Below are 18,756 nucleotides of genomic sequence, written 5' to 3'. Positions count from 1 at the left end.
GGTGCTGTATGACGTGTACTTCTGCCATCAACTTTTGCGAACTATCGACCTGAACAGCCCCGACTACGGACCATAATGTGTCAACCATGTCCCCGTACATGTGTCCATCATGTCTCCGGTCTATACAGGTCGTTTGCCAAAAGGGACTCGCCCGAGGGGGCGAAACAAAATCTCTCAGCACACGCCAAAGCGGCGCAGAAAACACCCAAAGCCAAAGCGGCGGAGAACGCTTGAGGCGTTATGCGCCCTACGAAAACAAAGAGCATCGCGGACGGAGTCCGCTCCTACGAAAAAGCCGCCCGTCAGAACCTCGCCCACGAAGCAACCCTCACCACCTCCGCTCCGCAAACAGCTGCGCGAGCCAATCGGAAAACACCCGCAACCGCCGCGACATCTGCCGTCGTACCGGATACAGAACACTCAGTGCCAACGGCGGCGGTCGCCACTGCTCCAGCACCTCCACCAGCTCGCCACTGGCCAGCCCGTCGCACAGGTGATAACGCGGCGCCTGGATCATTCCGAAACCGGCACGGCAGGCGGCGATATAGGCATCGGCGTTGTTCACCGTGATCCGGCTCGGCAACCGGGTGGTACGCAACCGGTCCCCGAAACGAAACTCCAGGTCGAAGATGCGCCCACTGGAGGCCGACTGGTAATTCACCGCCAGGTGCCCGGCCAGAAGGTCCGGATGCTCCGGCAGGCCATATTCCTCAAGGTACGCACGGCTCACGCAGGTGAGCTGCTCCAGCTCGGCGATGCGCCGGCCCACCAGGCTGGAGTCCGGCAGGTCACCGGCGCGCAATACGCAATCCACGCCCTCGCGCACCAGGTCGACCTGGCGGTCGTTGAGGCTCAGTTCCAGCTCGATCTGCGGATAGCGCCGGCAGAACGCCGGCAGTGCCGGGATCACCACCAACCGCCCCAGCGAGCTGGGCAGGTCGACCCGCAGCTTGCCGCGCGGGTTGTCCGGCGACTCGGAAAAGCAGTTCTCCGCCTCCTCCAGGTCCTCCAGCAACCGCACGCAGCGTTCGTAGTAGGCCTGACCGTCAGGCGTGACGCTGACCTGGCGGGTGGTGCGGCGCAGCAGTTGCACGCCCAGGTGCGACTCCAGCTGCTGGATCAGCTGGGTCACGCTGGCGCGCGGCAGTTGCAGGCTGTCCGCCGCCTTGCCGAAGGCCTTGAGCTCGACGATGCGGGTGAACACCTGCATAGCCTGCAAGCGATCCATGGCGAGGACTCCGATTATTCATTCCGAGCAAATAGTTAAACCGCAATCAGCCGGTTTATCCATTCCAGCCAAACAACAAGAATGAATCCGCTTCCCCATTTCCCGGAGAACTGAGCATGAAAACCCGCCGTCTCGGCCCACAGGGCCCCAGTGTTTCCGCCATCGGCCTCGGCTGCATGGGCATGTCCGACTTCTACACCACCGGCATCGACGAGAAGGAATCCATCGCTACCCTGCACCGCGCCCTGGAGCTGGGCGTCACGCTGTTCGACACCGCCGACGTCTACGGCCCGCACACCAACGAAGAGCTCCTCGGCCGCGCACTGAAAGGCAAGCGCGAGCAGATTTTCCTGGCCACCAAGTTCGGCCTGGTGCGCAACCCGGACCAGCCTGCGAGCCGTGGTGCCGACGGACGCCCGGAGTACGTGCGGCAAGCCGTGGAAGGCAGCCTCAAGCGCCTGGGCACTGACCACATCGACCTCTACTACCAGCACCGCGTCGACCCGTCGGTGCCCATCGAGGAAACCGTCGGCGCCATGGCCGAGCTGGTGCGGGCCGGCAAGGTGCGCTACCTGGGCCTGAGCGAAGCCTCGGCCGAGACCCTGGAGCGCGCCCACAAGGTCCACCCGATCACCGCCCTGCAAAGCGAATACTCGCTGTGGACCCGCGACCCGGAGGAAAACGGCGTGCTGGATACCTGCCGCCGCCTGGGTATCGGCTTCGTCCCCTACAGCCCGCTGGGGCGCGGTTTCCTCACTGGCGCCCTGAAGAGTCCGGACGATTTCGCCGAGGATGACTACCGCCGCTTCAGCCCGCGTTTCAGCGGGGAAAACTTCGCCAGGAACCTGCAACTGGTGGAAAAAGTCGGCGAACTGGCTGCCGAGCGCGGGGTGAAACCCTCGCAGCTGGCATTGGCCTGGGTACTGGCGCAGGGTGAGCACCTGGTGCCGATTCCCGGCACCAAGCAGCGCAAGTACCTGGAGGAGAATGTCGCCGCCGTGGCGCTGGAGCTCAGTCCGGCGGAACTGGCGGAAATCGACGCCATCTTCCCCGCCGGAGCCGCCGCCGGCGGGCGCTACAGCGAAGAGGTGATGCGTCTGATCCAGTGAGCCTGCACCCCGCAAGCGAACGCCAGCGGTTATGCTGGCGTTCGCTTGATGGAGGCCCCATGCGACGGATTCCCGCCCTGCTGTTGATGACCCTGTCCTGCGCCGCACTGGCGCAGGAAAGCTGCCGGATCACCGCCGTTCACAGCGGCGACCTGCTCAATTGCCAGGGCAGCGATGGCACCTCCGCGAGCATTCACCTGCGTGGCATCGACGCCCCAGCCGTCAATCAGCCAATCGGCGAGCGAGCAAGGGAGGCGCTGCAACAAATGGCGCTGGGCAAGACCGCCAGCCTGCACGCCGCGCAACGAGAAGCGGACGGATCACTGCGCGCAGCGGTCTGGGTCGAGCCAGCGGACTGCCCCGGCTGCGGCCACACGCTGGACGTAGGCCGCGCGCTGTTAAGCGTGGGTCTGGCACGTTGGCGTCAGACCGAAGCGCAGACGGCCGAGGAGAAAGGCCAGTACGAATTCGAGGAGCAGGAAGCACGGGCGCGCCACATAGGCCTGTGGCGCGCCCCCTGAGAGTCTGTTCAATGTCCGGCTGAACTCAGCGCGAGCGCCTTGAACAAACGCAGAGAGCTCAGCGCTCCGCGCGGAAACGCAGGTACTCGACCACTTCGGCCTGGGTGCCACGGAACTCGATGCGCGACTCCTTGCTCTCGCGCTGGAAGGCGTACATCGGGTCGTAGTACTCGCCCAGCAGCCCTTCGATCCAGCCCCGGTGCAGATCCACCGCGCCGCTGCGTTTCTGCTCTTCCAAAGCAGCATCCATGATCGCGGCCAGGCGCTGGTAGCGCTCGCCGCCCAGGCGCTTGACGATGCTCGACAGGCTCTTGCGCAGGTAAGCGGCGAAGGCGTCGAAACCGCCCTCCTCGCCCACCACCTGCACATGGTCGGCGCACAGGTCGATCACATAGTCCTTGAGGATGCGCTCCACGCGCTGCTCGAAGCTGTCGTCCAGCCACACCAGCGGATAGTGCTGCATGCCTTGGTACAGCTCCAGCGGAACCGAGCAGCTACCGACGATGCGCCCTTCGTCTTCCAGCACGAACTGCTCCATGCCGGCATGGCGCTTCTTCAGGATGTCGATGGCCAGGCAGTTCTCGAAATCGATCTGCGCCGGCTGCGGCGTGGCGCGGCGACCGAAGGCGGAACCCCGGTGGTTGGCATGGCCTTCCAGGTCGAGGCTGTTGGCCAGCTGGGCGATCACTTCGGTCTTGCCGGTGCCGGTCAGGCCACCCACCAGCACGAACTGGCACTCCTCGGCCGCCGCCTGGGTGGTGTCGAAGAGGAAGGCGCGCATCGCCTTGTAGCCACCGACCACGCGCGGATAGTCGATACCGGCCTCGCTCTTGAGCCACTGCTGGGTGATCTGCGAGCGCAGGCCACCGCGGAAGCAGTACAGGTAACCGTCTGGATTGGCCTTGGCAAAGGCCGCCCAGGCCTCGATGCGTGCGGCCTTGAGCTTGCCGCAGACCAGCTCGTGACCCAGGGCGATGGCCGCCTGCTGGCCATTCTGCTTGTAGCAGGTGCCGACCTTCTGCCGCTCGATGTCGTTCATCAGCGGCAGGTTCACGGTATGCGGGAAGGCGCCCTTGTCGAACTCGACCGGGGCGCGCACGTCCATCATCTTCACATCGTTCAGAAACAGCTCGCGGTAGTGGCGGGTGTTGTCGCGCATCACACCACCTCGACCGCGTGACGCTGTCGGCCGACCAGCTCGCCGATGGGCGCCAGATCCATGCCCAGTTCCTTGGCAGTAGCGAGGAACTGCGCCTCGCCCGCCGGCTCCACCGCCACCAGCAGACCGCCGCTGGTCTGCGGGTCGCACAGCAGCAGCTTGTGCAGCTCCGGCAGCGGCGCAATGCGCTCGCCGTAGCTGTCGAAGTTGCGCAAGGTACCGCCCGGTACGCAGCCGGCTTCCAGGTAGTACTCGACGCTGGCAAGGCGCGGCACGGCGTCGTAGCGGATGCGCGCGGTCAGCCCGCTGCCATCGGCCATCTCCACCAGGTGGCCGAGCAGGCCGAAGCCGGTGACATCGGTCATCGCCTTCACGCCTTCCAGCTTGCCGAAGCGCGAGCCGGGCTTGTTCAGGGTGCACATCCAGTCGCGGGCGACGCCGACGTCCTCGGCGCGCAGCTTGGCCTTCTTCTCGGCGGTGGTGAGGATGCCGATGCCCAGCGGCTTGGTCAGGTACAGCTTGCAACCTTCGCTGGCGGTGTCGTTGCGCTTCATGAAGCGCTTCTCGACCATGCCGGTGACGGCCAGACCGAAGATCGGCTCGGGCGCGTCGATGGAGTGGCCACCGGCCAGCGGGATGCCGGCTTCGTCGCAGACCTTGCGGCCGCCGGCGATCACTTCGCGGGCGATTTCCGGCGCCAGCACGTTCACCGGCCAACCGAGGATGGCGATCGCCATCAGCGGGTCGCCGCCCATCGCGTAGATGTCGCTGATGGCGTTGGTGGCGGCGATGCGACCGAAGTCGAAGGGATCGTCGACGATCGGCATGAAGAAGTCGGTGGTGGACACCACGCCGCGTTCGGCGTCGATAGCATAGACAGCGGCGTCATCGCGCGAGGCATTGCCCACCCACAGGTTCGGGTCGAGGTTCTGCGCGCCACTGCCGGCGAGGATGACCTCCAGGACCTTGGGGGAAATCTTGCAACCACAGCCGGCACCATGGCTGTACTGGGTCAGGCGGATCGGTTCGCTCATCGCGGACTCCGGCGAAAGAAAATCAGACCGCGATTCTAGCAAAGCCGACCTTGGCGCGGCTTGTGCCCCGGCGTATCGTCGAAATGTTTCGCAAGGGGGAATGCCCGATGTCAAAACAGATCGCGCTGGTACTCGGCTCCGGCGGTGCACGGGGTTACGCGCATATCGGCGTGATCGAGGAAATCGAACGGCGCGGCTACGAGATCGTCTGCATCGCCGGTTGCTCGATGGGCTCGGTGATCGGCGGCATCTACGCCGCCGGCAAGCTGGAAGAGTACCGCGACTGGGTGGAAAGCCTGGATTACCTGGACGTGCTGCGCCTGCTCGACGTGAGCTTCCGCCTCGGCGCCATCCGTGGCGAACGGGTATTCGGCAAGATCCATGAAATGCTCGGCGAGATCGACATCGAAGACCTGCCGATCCCCTACACCGCCGTCGCCACCGATCTCACCAACCAGCAGGAAATCTGGTTCCAGGAAGGCTGCCTGCACCAGGCCATGCGCGCCTCGGCGGCGATCCCCAGCCTGTTCACCCCGGTCATGCAGGGCAGCCGCATGCTGGTAGACGGCGGCCTGCTCAATCCGCTGCCGATCGTCCCGGTGGTTTCCACCCACGCCGACCTGATCGTCGCGGTCAACCTCAACGCCACCAATCAGCGCCAGTATTCCCTGCCGGTGATCGAGCGCCCGCCCGCGCTCATGGGCCGCTTCGACGCGGTGATTTCCGGTCTTTCCAGCAAGCTGAACTTCTTCCGCCGCACCGAGAGCGAGCCGCCACCGGAGCTGCTGCCCGATGCCCTGCTCAATCCGATGCCAGCCCTCTCGGAGGAACCGCCCGAACCGGAAATGCAGCAACCGGCCGCCGCCCCCCTGGCCAAGGGCTCGCCACGCTCGGCCACCGGCAGCCGGGTGATCGACAGCAGCAGCCCGGCCTCGCTGCTGGAGCTGGTGAACCAAAGCTTCGAGGTGATGCAGACGTCGCTGGCGCAATATAAGATCGCCGGCTACCCGCCGGACATCCTGATCAACGTGCCCAAGCGCGTGTGCCGTTTCTTCGAGTTCTACAAGGCCCCGGAACTGATCGCCCTCGGCCGGCAGATCGCCAGCGATACGCTGGATCGGTATGAGGAAGAGAATCGGTATTGACCGCCGGTGTTGTGTGGTTCGCGAGCAAGGACTGGGCGTCCCCCTCGGTCCTACAGGTCGGCGACATACCCAGGCGTATCCCTGTTAGCGCGGATTTCGTCGCGATGGATTTCGCGGACAAGGTCCGCTCCTACGAAAGCATGTACACCGCTCTGGCTCTTAAGGACTTCCAGAGAAATCTCCGCACGCGCCGGAGCGCCCCTTCAGGAGGCCGAGTGGAATCGGAGTTTCAGGGGTTGAGCGACATGGATGTCGCGAGAGCGTCGTCGGGCCAGGGATGGCCCGTCGACGCGGGCCCCTGAAACTCCGATGGAGCGAGGGTATTTTTCGCCTAAGCGAAAAACCGGATGCAGGGGCAAGCCCTTTTGGTTCCTTTTGGGGCGCCAAAAGGGACTCGCCCGAGGGGGCGAAACAAAATGTCCCAGCACATGCCGAAGCGGCGCAGAACACCCAAACAAGAAGAGCATCGCGGACGGAGTCCGCTCCTACGAAAACGGTGATACCAGAGTCAGCCTGCAGGAGCGCCGTGCGATCAACTCTCGCGCAAGCGGTAACCAACCCCCGCTTCGGTAACGATGAATCGCGGGCTTGCCGGGTCGTCAGCGAGCTTCTGCCGCAGGTGGCCTACGACGACGCGCAGATAGTGGGTGTCCTCGGTATGCGTCGGCCCCCAGATATCCTTGAGCAACTGCTGCTGGGTCACCACCCGCCCAACGTGCCGCGCCAGGGTCGAGAGCACCGCGTACTCCTTGCGCGTCAGCGAAACTTCCTCGCCGTCGAGCAACACCCGCCGGTAGGAGAAATCCACACTCAGCGGCCCCACCGCGACCACCGCTGCCTGCGTCTCGCCACCAGCCCCCTGGCGCAGCAGCACACGGATGCGCGCAAGGAATTCCTGGATGCCGAAGGGCTTGGTCACGTAGTCATTGGCGCCGCCGTCCAGCGCCAGCACCTTCTCGCTCTCGCTGGCGCGCACCGAGAGCACCAGCACCGGCACCTGCGACCACTCGCGCAGTTCACGCAGCACGTCCTGGCCGTCCTTGTCCGGCAGACCGAGGTCGAGCACCACCAGGTCCGGTCGGCCCAGCGCGGCCTGGGCCAGGCCCTCCTCGCCGGTGCCGGCTTCGAGCACCTTGTAGCCGCCGGCGCTCAGGCTGATACGGAGGAACTTGCGGATCTGCGGTTCGTCGTCGACGACCAGGATGGTGGCGGCGCTGGCGTTCATCGGGGAGCTGGACTGGCTGGCGAGGCCATCAAGCTTGGGCCTTTCAGAGGGCGGCATCAAGCTGCTCCAGGTCCGGTTGCTGCTGCAGCGGCAGGTGCAGCACTAGGGTGGTGCCGCGTCCGTCGATACCGTCCTCCACCGTGATCCGCCCACCGTGGGCGCCGACCATGCCCTGGCAGATCGCCAGGCCCAGGCCGGTGCCCTGCCCGCCCCGGTCGCCACGCGCGGCGGTGTAGAACATGTCGAAGATCTTCTCCCGCTCGGCGAGCGGGATGCCCGGCCCTTCGTCGCTGACCAGGAAGCGCAGCTCCTCGTCAACCGCCTCCACCGCCACCCGCAGGCGGCCTTGGGGCGGCGAGAAACGCGCGGCGTTTTCCAGCACGTTGACCAGCGCCTGTTCGATCAGCGCGGCATGCACATACAGCAGCGGCAGCTCCGGCGGTACACGCGTTTCCACGCGATACGGAGCGACCACCGCGCGCAGGCGGTTGAGCGCGCTGCCGACGATGTCGCCGGGCGACACCCAGTCGCGGGACAGTTTCAGGCCACCATGGCCCAGGCGGGTCATGTCCAGCAGGTTCTGGATATAGCGGTCCAGGCGCTCGGCTTCGTCGCGTGTGCTTTCCAGCAGCTCTCGGCGGTCGTCGGGCGGAATCGCATCGCCCAGGGCCAACAGGCTGTCGATGGCGCCACGCATGGAGGTCAGCGGCGTGCGCAGATCATGGCTGACCGAGGCCAGCAGCGCGCTGCGCAGTTGTTCGGTTTCGCCGTGCAGGCGCGCGGCCTCGAGGTCTTCAGCCAGGCGCGCGCGGGCCAATGCCTGCGCCAGCGGCTGGCCGAGCGCAGCCAGCAGACGACGGCGCGCCCCCGGCAAAGGTTGCGAATCGCGTGGGCTGACGCCCAGCAGCGCCAGCGGCCCTTCCTCGCCGGACAGCGGCCACCACCACCAGCGCCCGCCCGGCAGCGTGCCGGTGCCCAGGCCCGCGGGCTGGTCGTGCTGCCAGGCCCAATCGGCGGCGGCGCGCTCCTGGTCGTCCAGCGGGCGGTTCAGGCCTCCCTCCATTTTCCACTCGCCATTGACGCGGCCGAGCAGACAAAAATCCAGTCCCTCCCAACCACCCAGTTGCTGCACCGCGGCAGCCATCACGGCCCGGCGGTCGGTGGCGGCAGTCAGCTTGCGCGACAGTTCGAGCATCTGGCTGGTCTCCTCCTGCGTCTCGCGCAATGCCTGCAACTGCCGGCGCTGGCGGGCCGCAAGGTTGCCGGTGAGGCCGGCCATGAGCAGGAAGAACAGCAGGGTCAGCACGTCCTCCTCGCGCTGGATGGCGAAGGAGAAATGCGGCGGGATGAACAGGAAGTCGTAGGCCAGGAACGACAGCACCGCGCAGGCCAGCGCCGGGCCGAGGCTGCTGCGCACCGCCACCAGCAGCACGGCGGCCAGGAACACCAGGGAGATGTTCGGCAGCTCCAGTACGCTCGCCACGGCCCAGGCCAGCGCGCTGGCGCCAGCCGCGGCCAGGGCGGCGAGCAGGTAGCGGCCCCAGGGCCAGGGCGACTGCGGACGCGCCTTCGGCGGCGCGAGATCGGCCTCGCTGTCGAGCACGCTGATCTCCAGCCCGTCGCCCAGGCGCAGCAAACGCGCGGCGAGGCCGCCACCGAACAGCTGGCGATACCAGCGCTGCCGCGAACGGCCGACCAGCAGCAGGGTTGCGCGGCGCTCCTTGGCGTGCTCGACCAGGGTGCGCGCCACTTCGCCGCCGCGCAGTTCCACCACGTCGCCGCCCAGGCGCTCGGCCAGTTGCTGGGCATTCTGCAATTGCATGCGCGACTCTTCGCTGCGCGCCTCGCCGGTATCGACGTGGACCAGCGACCAGGGCAGATGCCGGCGCTCGGCCACGCGGCTGGCATGGCGCACCAGGCGCTCGGCGTTGTGCTCGCCATCCACGCCGACCAACAGCCGACCGCGCACGGCCGGCGCTTCGCTGCCCTGCTGGCGGTAGCGATGGGCCAGGTCGGCATCGACCCGCGCCGCCGCCGTCTGCATGGTCAGCTCGCGCAGGGCGGTGAGGTTGGTCTGGCTGAAGAAGGCGTCGATGGCGGCGCGGGCCTGCTCGGGCACGTAGACCTTGCCTTCGCGCAGGCGCTCCAGCAGCTCGCGGGGTGGCAAATCCACCAGCAGCAGCTCAAAGGCCTCCTGCAGCACCCTGTCGGGCACGGTTTCGCGCACCTGCACGCCGGTGATGTCGCGCACCTGGTCGTTGAGGCTTTCCAGATGCTGGACGTTGACCGTGGTGTAGACGTCGATGCCGGCGGAGAGCAGTTCCTGGATGTCCTGCCAGCGCTTGGCATGGCGGCTGCCGGGGGCGTTGCTGTGGGCCAGCTCGTCCACCAGCGCCAGCGTCGGCGGGTCGCCGAGCAGGCCGTCGAGGTCCATTTCCTCCAGGGTGATGCCGCGATACACGGAGCGCTTGAGCGCCTGCTGCGGCAGGCCGGCGAGCAAGGCTTCGGTCTCGGCGCGGCCATGGGTTTCGACGACGCCGACACGCAGCTTGACGCCCTGGCGCAGCTGGCTCTGGGCGGCCAGGAGCATGGCGTAGGTCTTGCCGACACCCGGCGCGGCGCCGAGGAACACTTTCAGGCGACCACGGCCCATGGGGGGCAGGTCGGCCAGCAGGGCGTCGGCGCGGTTGGGGTCGGTCATGGGGCTATCCTCGGAGCACTTGGGGTGCTCATTTCATGGGTGGAATGAGACTGCAAAAAACCCTCACCCCAACCCTCTCCCAAAGGGAGAGGGAGCCGTCCTCTGCCAACGGACGGCCCGGCGTTCTTCCTGGTACCGCGACAGTGGTCGGCACTGGCGCTGGAGTCTAGCGAGGCAGGCTGGCCAGGGCCATGTTCAGCGCCAGCACGTTGACCACGGCGGGGCCGATCAGCGGGCGCTCGGTGTTGGCTTCCACCAGTTTCTCCAGGCTGGCCGCCGGTACGCCGCGCTCCAGGGCGATACGCGGCACCTGGTACAGCGCGGCGGCGGGCGGCAGTTGCGGGTCGAGGCCGCTGCCGGAGGTGGTGACCAGCGCCAGCGGCACCGGCTGATCGCCGATCTGCTGGGCGGCGGCGTCCTTGGAGATACGTTCGGCCAGCGCCGGGTTGCCGGGCGCGAGGTTGCTCGCGCTGCTGGAGACGGTGGCGAAATCGCCGGCCGAGGGGCGCGAATGGAACCACTGTGCGCCGTCGAATTTCTGCGCGATCAGCGCGGAGCCGCGCGCATTGCCCTGGTCATCGCGCACCAGGCTGCCGTTGGCCTGGTCGTGGAAGGCCACCTGGGCGATGGCGGTGACAGCCAGCGGATAGGCAACGCCGGTGACGGCGCTGAGCAGCACCAGCGAGGCGATGGCGGGGCGGAGTTGGTTGAGCATTTTTCGTGTTCCTCTGTTGGGTTCGGAGCGAGGGATTACCCTCACCCCTGCCCTGGCTGCGCGCCCCGCTCTGGAGGGAGAGGGGGTAGTTCGGCGTATCCGGCCAGGTTCAGAGCCTGGTCCTATCTGTAGGAGCGAGCTTGCTCGCGAACCGCACGAGCGCCTGAGCTGCCGGGAAATCCGTTCGCGAGCAAGCTCGCTCCTACACAAAGCAGACTCAGGCCAAGCCCACGGCCACGAGAATCATGTCGATCACCTTGATCCCCACGAACGGCGCCAGCAGCCCGCCCACGCCGTAGATCAGCAGGTTGCGCCGCAGCAGCTGCGAGGCGTCGCTGGCCTGCACGCGCACGCCGCGCAGGGCCAGGGGAATCAGCGCGACGATGATCAGCGCGTTGAACACGATGGCCGAGAGAATGGCGCTCTGCGGGCTGGCCAGCTTCATCAGGTTGAGCACGCCCAGCTGCGGGTAGATGCCGGCGAACAGCGCGGGGAGGATGGCGAAGTACTTGGCCACGTCGTTGGCCACCGAGAAGGTGGTCAGTGCACCACGGGTCACCAGCAGTTCCTTGCCCACCTGCACCACGTCCAGCAGCTTGGTCGGATCGCTGTCCAGGTCCACCAGGTTGGCGGCCTCGCGGGCGGCCTGGGTGCCGTCGTTCATGGCCATGCCGACATCCGCCTGGGCCAGCGCCGGGGCGTCGTTGGCGCCGTCGCCGCACATCGCGACCATGCGCCCCTCGCCCTGCTCCTGGCGGATGCGCGCCAGTTTCTTCTCCGGCGTGGCTTCGGCGATCACGTCGTCGACGCCCGCTTCGGCGGCGATGGCGGCGGCGGTCAGCGGGTTGTCGCCGGTCACCATCACGGTACGGATGCCCATGCGGCGTAGCTCGGCGAAGCGCTCGCGGATGCCCGGCTTGACCACGTCCTTGAGGTGGATCGCGCCCAGCAGCTTGCCGTCGGCCACCACCAGCAGGGGCGTACCGCCGCTCTGGGCGATGCGTTCGATCTCCTTGAAGAGGCTCTCGGGCATCTGCGTGCGGTCCATACCGACGAAGGCCAGCGCCGCGTCCACCGCGCCCTTGCGGTACACATGGCCGTCGATGTTTATGCCCGACAGGCGCGTCTCGGCGCTGAAGGCTACCGGGGTCACGCGGTTGCGGTCCGGCTCCGGCAGGATGATCTGCGAGCGGAGGAACTCAACGATCGACTTGCCCTCGGGCGTATCGTCAGCCAGCGAGGCGAGGAACGCGCCCTCGGCCAGCTCCAGCGGCTGCACGCCGGGGGCGGTGTGCAGGGCGCTGCAGCGGCGATTGCCGAAGGTAATGGTGCCGGTCTTGTCGAGCATCAGCACATGCACGTCCCCCGCCGCTTCCACGGCGCGGCCGGACTTGGCGATCACGTTCAGGCGTACCAGGCGGTCCATGCCGGCGATGCCGATGGCCGAGAGCAGGCCGCCGATGGTGGTGGGGATCAGGGTCACCAGCAGCGCCACCAGGAACACCAGCGGCAGGTTGCCGCCGGCGAACAGGGCGAAGGGCTTAAGGGTGACGACCACCAGCAGGAAGATCAGCGTCAGGCCGATCAGCAGGATGTCCAGCGCCACTTCATTGGGAGTCTTCTGGCGCTTGGCGCCTTCCACCAGGGCGATCATGCGGTCGAGGGTGGATTCACCGGGGTTGGCGGTGATCTTCACCAACAGCCAGTCGGAGACCAGCCGGGTGTTGCCGGTGACGGCCGAGCGGTCGCCGCCGGATTCGCGGATCACCGGCGCAGATTCACCGGTGATGGCGGCCTCGTTGACCGCCGCCACGCCCTCGATTACCTCGCCATCGCCGGGGATCAGCTCACCGGCTTCGACGCGCACCACATCGCCCTTGCGCAGGCTGCTGGCGGCGACTTTCTCGAAATTGCCGCTGGCGGTCCGGCGCAGGGCCTGCAGGCCCTGGGTGCCAGCCTTGAGGCTGTCCGCGCGAGCCTTGCCACGGCCCTCGGCGAGGGCCTCGGCGAAGTTGGCGAAGAGCACGGTGAACCACAGCCATACGGCGATCTGCACGGCGACGAAGGTGGGCACCGAGTCGCCGCCCACAGCGCAGAGCACGGTGGTCAGCACGGCGGTCAGGGCCACCACCAGCATCACCGGCGAGCGTTGCAGCTGGCGCGGGTCGAGCTTGACGAAGGCCTGCACCAGCGCCGGCTTCCACAGGGCGGACAGCGCGGTGGTCGGGCGCTTCTCGGCGGTCTTCTTCAGCGCGAAATCCTGGGTTTGTGCGTTCATGACAGGGCTCCTCAGAAGCCAAGCGTCAGGTGATCGGCCACCGGGCCCAGCACCAGCGTCGGCAGGAAATTCAGGCCGCCCACCAGCAGGATGGTGGCGGTCAGCAGGCTGACGAACAGCAGGCCGTGGGTCGGGAAGCTGTTTGGGCCGACCGGCGTGGCCTTCTTCGCCGCCAGGCTGCCGGCGATCGCCAGCACCGGGAGGATGTAGCCGAAGCGGCCGATCAGCATCGCCAGGGCGATCATCAGGTTGTGGAACGGGGTGTTGGCGCCGAAGCCGCCGAAGGCCGAACCGTTGTTCGCGGTACCGGAGGTGTAGGCGTAGAGCAGCTGGCTGAAGCCGTGGGCGCCGGGGTTGCTCACCGCCGAGGCCGGGCCCGGCAGGCTGGCGGCGATGGCGCCGAGCACCAGCACGCCGACCGGCATCACCAGCAGGGTCGCCACCAGCAGGCGCACTTCGCGGGCCTCGAGCTTCTTGCCGAGGTATTCCGGGGTGCGGCCGACCATCAACCCGGCGAGGAACACCGCCACCAGGACGAACAGCAACATGCCGTAGAGCCCGGCGCCGACGCCGCCGAAGATCACCTCGCCGACCATCATGTTGAGCATCGCCACCATGCCCGACAGCGGGTTGAGGCTGTCATGCATGGCGTTCACCGAGCCGTTGGAGGCGGCCGTGGTGGTCACCGACCAGAGCACGCTGGCGGTGGTGCCGAAGCGGCTCTCCTTGCCTTCCAGCGGCGCGACCTGCTCCACCGGCAGCGCGCTGAGCGCCGGGTTCGGCTGGTACTCGGCCCACAGGGTCACGCCCAGGCCGAGGGCGAACAGCACCAGCATGCAGCCGAGGATGGCGCGGCTCTGGCGCAGGTCCTTCACGTAGTGGCCGAAGGTGAACACCAGCGCCGCCGGAATCAGGATGATCGAAACGACCTCGAACAGGTTGCTCCAGATGGTCGGGTTCTCGAAGGGGTGCGCCGAGTTCACGCCGAAGAAGCCGCCGCCGTTGGTGCCCAGCTGCTTGATGGCGATCTGGCTGGCCGCCGGGCCCAGCGGGATGGACTGGTCGGCGCCCTGCACGGTCAGCGCGTGGGCATAGTCGAGGAAGGTCTGCGGCACGCCCTGCCAGACCAGCAGCAGCGCCAGCAGCAGGCACAGCGGGATCAGGCCGTAGAGCGTGGCGCGGGTCAGGTCGACCCAGAAGTTGCCCAGGTTGTTCGTCGACTTGCGCGAGATGCCGCGGGCCAGCGCCACCAGCACGGCCAGGCCGACGGCGGCGCTGACGAAGTTCTGCACGGTCAGGCCGAGCATCTGGCTCAGGTAGCTGAGCGAGGCTTCACCGCTGTAGGCCTGCCAGTTGGTGTTGGTGACGAAGCTCACCGCGGTGTTGAACGCCAACGTCCACTCCAGGCCCGGCAGCTTCTGCGGGTTGAGCGGCAGCAACCCCTGCAGCATGAGGATGGCGAACAGCAGCACCAGCCCCACCAGGTTGAACGCCAGCAGCGCCAGGGTGTAGCGTTTCCAGTCCTGCTCGTCTTCGGGGTGGATGCCGCAGGCGCGGTAGATGGCGCGCTCCACCGGCAGGAACACGGGACTGAGGAAGGTGCGCTGGCCCTCCATCACCCTGTAGTAGAAACGCCCGAGGAAAGGCGCGGGCACCAGCACCAGCGCCAGGAAGGCGACGATCAGCAACAGGTCATGACTGTTCATGACGTCTCCTAGGAACGGTCGGCGCGCAGCAGCGCCACCAGCAGATAAATGAACAGTGCCGTGGCCAGGACCAGGGACACTCCGTCGAGCACGCTCATGACTTCTCTCCTTCTTGCGGCGTTTGCCGCCTGACGGAAATTTTCCGCAAGGAGGGCGTAAAGGAGCGATTCCCGAGGCCCTCGAGGGACATAAAGAAAGCGTAAAAAGTCGCGGCGCCCGGCCCGGCATCTGTCGGAGCCGCCCTCGACCGGGCGGCTCACCCCAGCGACGCGGCCCATTTGCAAGCCACCCGCCCATGCCCTACGCTTGACCCCCCTAAAATTCATCCGATGATTGGATGTTTCCATGCCAAGCCCCATTCAGAAGCGCTCGCTGGTGGATATCGCCCTCGAGCAGATCCGCGCGCGCATCGACGACGGCAGTTGGCCGCTCGGCCAGCGCCTGCCGCCGGAGCCCGAACTGGCCGAATCCCTCGGTATCAGCCGCAACACGGTGCGCGAAGCGGTGCGCGTGCTGACCTTCTCCGGCGTGCTGGAAGTGCGCCAGGGCGACGGCACCTACGTGCGCGCCTGCGCCAACCCGCTGGACACCATGCTGGTGCTGGCGCGCAGCTCGGTGGAGCAGGCGCTGGAGGCGCGCGGCATCATCGAGGTCGAGGCCAGCCGACTGGCCGCCGAGCGCCGCACCGACGCGGACATCCTCGCCCTGCGCGAGGCGCTCGAAGCCTCCGCCCTACGCCATGGCGGCGCGCTGGACGATTACATCGCCCACGACCTGGTGTTCCACCAGCGCGTGGTGGACAGCGCCCACAACCCGGTGCTCAGCGAGCTGTACCGCTACTTCTCCCAGGTAATCCGCGCCGGCCTGGAGCGCACCATCGGCGACCCCAGCCGCCCGCAGCCGAGCTTCGAACTGCACCGCGACCTGCTGGACGCCATCGAACGCGGCGATGCCGACGCCGCCGCCCGCGCCAACCGCGCACTGCTGATCTGACGTTTTTTGCCTTTTGCCGGAATACCCGCCATGCCCCTGCCCCACGATCCAAACGCCGAACACAAGCGCTCCTGCCCACCGGAGGAGTTGCTGGTCGATGCCGAAGCCAACGATGAACCAACGCCCCTGGCCAACCCGCCGCGCCCCTGGCTGCTGCTCCTGGGCCTGGTGCTGGTGGCGCTGAACCTGCGCCCGGCGCTGTCCAGCCTCGCCCCACTGCTCAACACCGTGCGCGACGGCACCGGGCTGTCGGCGGCCGCCGCCGGTCTGCTGACCACCCTGCCGGTACTCTGCCTGGGCCTGTTCGCGCCGCTGGCACCGATGCTCGCGCGGCGCCTGGGCGCCGAACGCACCGTGCTGCTGATCCTCTTCACCCTGGCCGGCGGCATCGTGCTGCGAAGCCTGTTCCCGGTGGCCGGGCTGTTCCTCGGTAGCCTGGTGGCCGGCGCCAGCATCGGCATCATCGGCGTGCTGCTGCCGGGCATCGTCAAGCGCGACTTCCCGCACATCGCCGGGACCATGACCGGCGTCTACACCATGGCGCTGTGCCTGGGCGCGGCCACCGCCGCCGGCGCCACCGTGCCGCTGGCCGGGCTGATGGACGATAGCTGGCAGCTGGCGCTGGCCTTCTGGGCGCTGCCGGCCGTGGTCGCCGCACTGGTCTGGCTGCCGCAGACCCGGCAGAACCATCACGCCCACCGCGCGGTGTACAAGGTGAAGGGTCTGTGGCGCGAGCCGCTGGCGTGGCAGGTCACGCTGTACATGGGGCTGCAGTCGTCGCTGGCCTACATCGTCTTCGGCTGGGTGCCGTCGATCCTCATCGACCGGGGCCTGAGCCCCACCGAAGCCGGGCTGGTGCTGTCCGGCTCGGTGATGGTGCAGCTGTTCAGCGCGCTGGCCGGCCCCTGGCTGGCCACCCGCGGCAAGGACCAGCGCCTGGCGGTGGTGATCGTCATGAGCCTGACCCTGGCCGGCCTGCTCGGCCTGCTCTACGCGCCGCTGTCGGGCATCTGGGGTTGGGCGGTGGTGCTCGGCCTGGGCCAGGGCGCCACCTTTGCCATCGCGCTGGCGCTGATCGTGCTGCGCTCGCCGGACTCCCACGTCGCCTCCAGCCTTTCCGGCATGGCCCAGGGCGTGGGCTACACCCTGGCGGCCTGCGGGCCCTTCCTGGTCGGCGTGGTGCATGACGTCACCGGCGGCTGGGGCGCGACCGGGGTGATCTTCGTGGTGGTTTCGGTCGCGGCGATCGGCTTCGGCCTGGGGGCCGGGCGGAACCGGTTGGTGCGGATGAAGAGCGAGCACGTGTAAAGCGCTTTTCTGTAGGAGCGAGGGGGACACCTGGTTCTTGATCGCGAAGCGCACTCTGCCGGCAATTCCGAGCGGGCCGGGGGGCTTCGCGGACAAGGTCCGCTCCTACAGTATCGCAGCTTCCGCTCTGGCTCTGGCTCTGGCTCTGACTATTGAAGACTTCCAGAGAAACCTCCGCACACGCCGGAGCGCCCCTTCAGGAGGCCGAGTGGAATCGGAGTTTCAGGGGTTGAGCGGCATGGATGCCGCGAGAGCGTCGTTGGGCCATGGATGGCCCGTCGACGCGTGCCCCTGAAACTTCGATGGAGCGAGGGAATTTTTCGCCCCAAGCGAAAAACCGTATGACAGGGGCACAGACCTTTGCCCACTTTGGGTCGTTTGCCAAAGTGGGTCGCCCGAGGGGGCGAAACAAAAAGTCCCAGTACATGCCGAAGCGGCGCAGATACACCCAACCCCAGAAGCGGCGGATAACGCTTGAGGCGTTATTCGCCCTACAAGAGCATCGCGGACGGAGTCCGCTTCTACGGCTCCTGCCCCCCAAGCGAACCATCAAACCCTCGGCGGTGACCGATCCGAACTATCGATCCAGGCACTGATCAGGTTGTACATCACCGCCAGCAGCACCGGCCCGAGGAACAGGCCGATAAAGCCGAAACTGAGCAACCCGCCCAACACCCCCAGCAGCACCACCACCAGCGGCAGGTTGCCGCCACGGCTGATCAGGTAGGGCTTCAAGATGTTGTCCACCCCGCTGATCACGAAGAAGCCCCAGATCGCCATGAACACGGCGTAGCCATAGCTCTCCTGGTAGAACAGCCAGACCGTCGCCGGCCCCCAGATCAGCGGCGGGACCATCAGCAGGCTGCAGACGAAGGTCAGCAACCCCAGCACGAAGGCCCCCGGAACGCCGGCGATGAGGAAACCGATGGTGGCCAGCACGGCCTGCGCGGCGGCGGTGCCGATCACGCCGTTGACCACGCGCTGCACGGTGCCGGCGATGATCTCCATGTACTGCGACGCCGCATTGCCGATCAGGCGCTGCAGCATGGCATGGGCGAAGGCCTGCAGGCGCAGGCCGTCGCGGTAGAAGAAGAACATCAGCACCAGGCTCAGCACCAGCTCGAAGACCCCTGTGCCGAGCTTGGCGCTGCGCGCCAGCACCCAGTTGCCGACCTCGCCCATGTAGGGCCTGAGCGCGGAGAACATCGCCACACCCTGCTGGTCGACCTGGTTCCACCAGCCGATCAGGCGACCGCCGACCAGGGGCACGCGCGCCATCCAGGACGGTGGCGGCGGCAGGCCGGAGACCTGCAGATTCTTCACCAGCTCGACGCCCTCGCGTACCCGGTCCACCAGGCCGAAGCCCAGCCAGATCAGCGGCAAGGCCACCAGTACGATCCAGCAGAAGGTCAGCAGGCCGGCGGCGGCGGCTTCCCGGCCGCGCAGCAACTGGGTGAGCAGGCGCATCAGCGGCCAACTGGCGAAGGCCAGCACGGCGGCCCAGACCAGCGCCGACCAGAACGGCAGCAACACCCAGACGCTGGCGGCGAGCAGCACCATCAACAGCAGGCGCAGCAGCAGGCGATCATTGTCGAACATCGAGACTCCAGAAAATCGAAAACGGTGAGACGCCC

Annotated in this window: 15 protein-coding genes; 5 read left to right on the top strand and 10 right to left on the bottom strand. The window is 67.2% G+C overall.

All coding sequences use genetic code 11. The features are described 5' to 3' along the window. Nucleotides 1-328: 328 nt before the first annotated feature. Nucleotides 329-1,228 carry a LysR family transcriptional regulator gene (locus tag J5M67_RS25735; RefSeq protein ID WP_207888253.1) on the bottom strand — a complete coding sequence of 300 codons (900 nt, stop codon included), beginning with the start codon at nucleotides 1,226-1,228 and terminating at the stop codon, nucleotides 329-331. 116 nt (nucleotides 1,229-1,344) lie between these two features. Here J5M67_RS25735 and J5M67_RS25730 point away from each other — a divergent pair, with 116 nt between their 5' ends. Continuing rightward, nucleotides 1,345-2,337: an aldo/keto reductase gene (locus J5M67_RS25730; protein WP_207888252.1), complete on the top strand. Its 993-nt coding sequence runs from the start codon at nucleotides 1,345-1,347 to the stop codon at nucleotides 2,335-2,337. A 59-nt stretch (nucleotides 2,338-2,396) separates the two neighbouring features. Next, the gene (locus J5M67_RS25725) at nucleotides 2,397-2,858 is read left to right on the top strand and encodes a thermonuclease family protein (protein WP_207888251.1); all 462 of its coding nucleotides are present in this window, start codon (nucleotides 2,397-2,399) and stop codon (nucleotides 2,856-2,858) included. 58 nt (nucleotides 2,859-2,916) lie between these two features. Here J5M67_RS25725 and mnmH read toward each other — a convergent pair whose 3' ends face one another. Together mnmH and selD are read right to left on the bottom strand one after the other, a co-directional pair. Beyond that, entirely contained in the window at nucleotides 2,917-4,017 is a 1,101-nt protein-coding gene (mnmH, locus tag J5M67_RS25720) for a tRNA 2-selenouridine(34) synthase MnmH (protein ID WP_207888250.1), read from the bottom strand. Then, nucleotides 4,017-5,051, bottom strand: coding sequence for a selenide, water dikinase SelD (selD, locus tag J5M67_RS25715; protein ID WP_207888249.1), 1,035 nt, complete (start codon nucleotides 5,049-5,051; stop codon nucleotides 4,017-4,019). The genes mnmH and selD overlap by 1 nt, the downstream gene beginning before the upstream one ends. A gap of 107 nt (nucleotides 5,052-5,158) precedes the next feature. On the opposite strand from selD, the gene J5M67_RS25710 reads away from it, so the two are divergent. Continuing rightward, a complete protein-coding gene (locus tag J5M67_RS25710) occupies nucleotides 5,159-6,196 on the top strand; it encodes a patatin-like phospholipase family protein (protein WP_207888248.1) in 1,038 nt (345 codons plus the stop codon). Nucleotides 6,197-6,728: 532 nt separating this feature from the next. Here the strand turns inward: J5M67_RS25710 and J5M67_RS25705 are convergent. From J5M67_RS25705 to kdpF, 6 genes are all read right to left on the bottom strand, one after another. After that, nucleotides 6,729-7,421: a response regulator gene (locus J5M67_RS25705; RefSeq protein ID WP_207888255.1), complete on the bottom strand. Its 693-nt coding sequence runs from the start codon at nucleotides 7,419-7,421 to the stop codon at nucleotides 6,729-6,731. A gap of 43 nt (nucleotides 7,422-7,464) precedes the next feature. Then, nucleotides 7,465-10,122, bottom strand: a complete 2,658-nt coding sequence (locus J5M67_RS25700; protein WP_207888247.1) for a sensor histidine kinase KdpD — start codon at nucleotides 10,120-10,122, stop codon at nucleotides 7,465-7,467. A gap of 166 nt (nucleotides 10,123-10,288) precedes the next feature. Further along, nucleotides 10,289-10,837, bottom strand: coding sequence for a potassium-transporting ATPase subunit KdpC (kdpC, locus tag J5M67_RS25695; RefSeq protein ID WP_207888246.1), 549 nt, complete (start codon nucleotides 10,835-10,837; stop codon nucleotides 10,289-10,291). A 217-nt stretch (nucleotides 10,838-11,054) separates the two neighbouring features. Continuing rightward, nucleotides 11,055-13,115, bottom strand: a complete 2,061-nt coding sequence (gene kdpB / locus J5M67_RS25690; protein ID WP_207888245.1) for a potassium-transporting ATPase subunit KdpB — start codon at nucleotides 13,113-13,115, stop codon at nucleotides 11,055-11,057. Between the two features lie 11 nt (nucleotides 13,116-13,126). Then, nucleotides 13,127-14,821, bottom strand: a complete 1,695-nt coding sequence (gene kdpA, locus J5M67_RS25685) for a potassium-transporting ATPase subunit KdpA (protein WP_207888244.1) — start codon at nucleotides 14,819-14,821, stop codon at nucleotides 13,127-13,129. Between the two features lie 8 nt (nucleotides 14,822-14,829). Further along, the gene (gene kdpF, locus J5M67_RS25680; protein ID WP_090262021.1) at nucleotides 14,830-14,919 is read right to left on the bottom strand and encodes a K(+)-transporting ATPase subunit F; all 90 of its coding nucleotides are present in this window, start codon (nucleotides 14,917-14,919) and stop codon (nucleotides 14,830-14,832) included. 247 nt (nucleotides 14,920-15,166) lie between these two features. Between kdpF and J5M67_RS25675 the strand changes: the two genes are divergently transcribed. Then, nucleotides 15,167-15,814, top strand: a complete 648-nt coding sequence (locus tag J5M67_RS25675) for a FadR/GntR family transcriptional regulator (protein WP_207888243.1) — start codon at nucleotides 15,167-15,169, stop codon at nucleotides 15,812-15,814. 30 nt (nucleotides 15,815-15,844) lie between these two features. Beyond that, nucleotides 15,845-17,122, top strand: a complete 1,278-nt coding sequence (locus J5M67_RS25670; protein ID WP_207888242.1) for an MFS transporter — start codon at nucleotides 15,845-15,847, stop codon at nucleotides 17,120-17,122. Between the two features lie 549 nt (nucleotides 17,123-17,671). On the opposite strand, the gene J5M67_RS25665 is transcribed toward J5M67_RS25670, so the two are convergent. After that, on the bottom strand, nucleotides 17,672-18,721 hold the full coding sequence (locus J5M67_RS25665) for an AI-2E family transporter (RefSeq protein WP_207888241.1): 1,050 nt from the start codon (nucleotides 18,719-18,721) through the stop codon (nucleotides 17,672-17,674). Nucleotides 18,722-18,756 lie beyond the last annotated feature (35 nt).

This window comes from Pseudomonas sp. 30_B (genome assembly GCF_017491605.1).
Taxonomy (GTDB): Bacteria; Pseudomonadota; Gammaproteobacteria; order Pseudomonadales; family Pseudomonadaceae; genus Pseudomonas.
The sequence above is the reverse complement of the archived record's forward strand: the minus strand, read 5'-3'. Positions and strand labels throughout refer to the sequence as shown.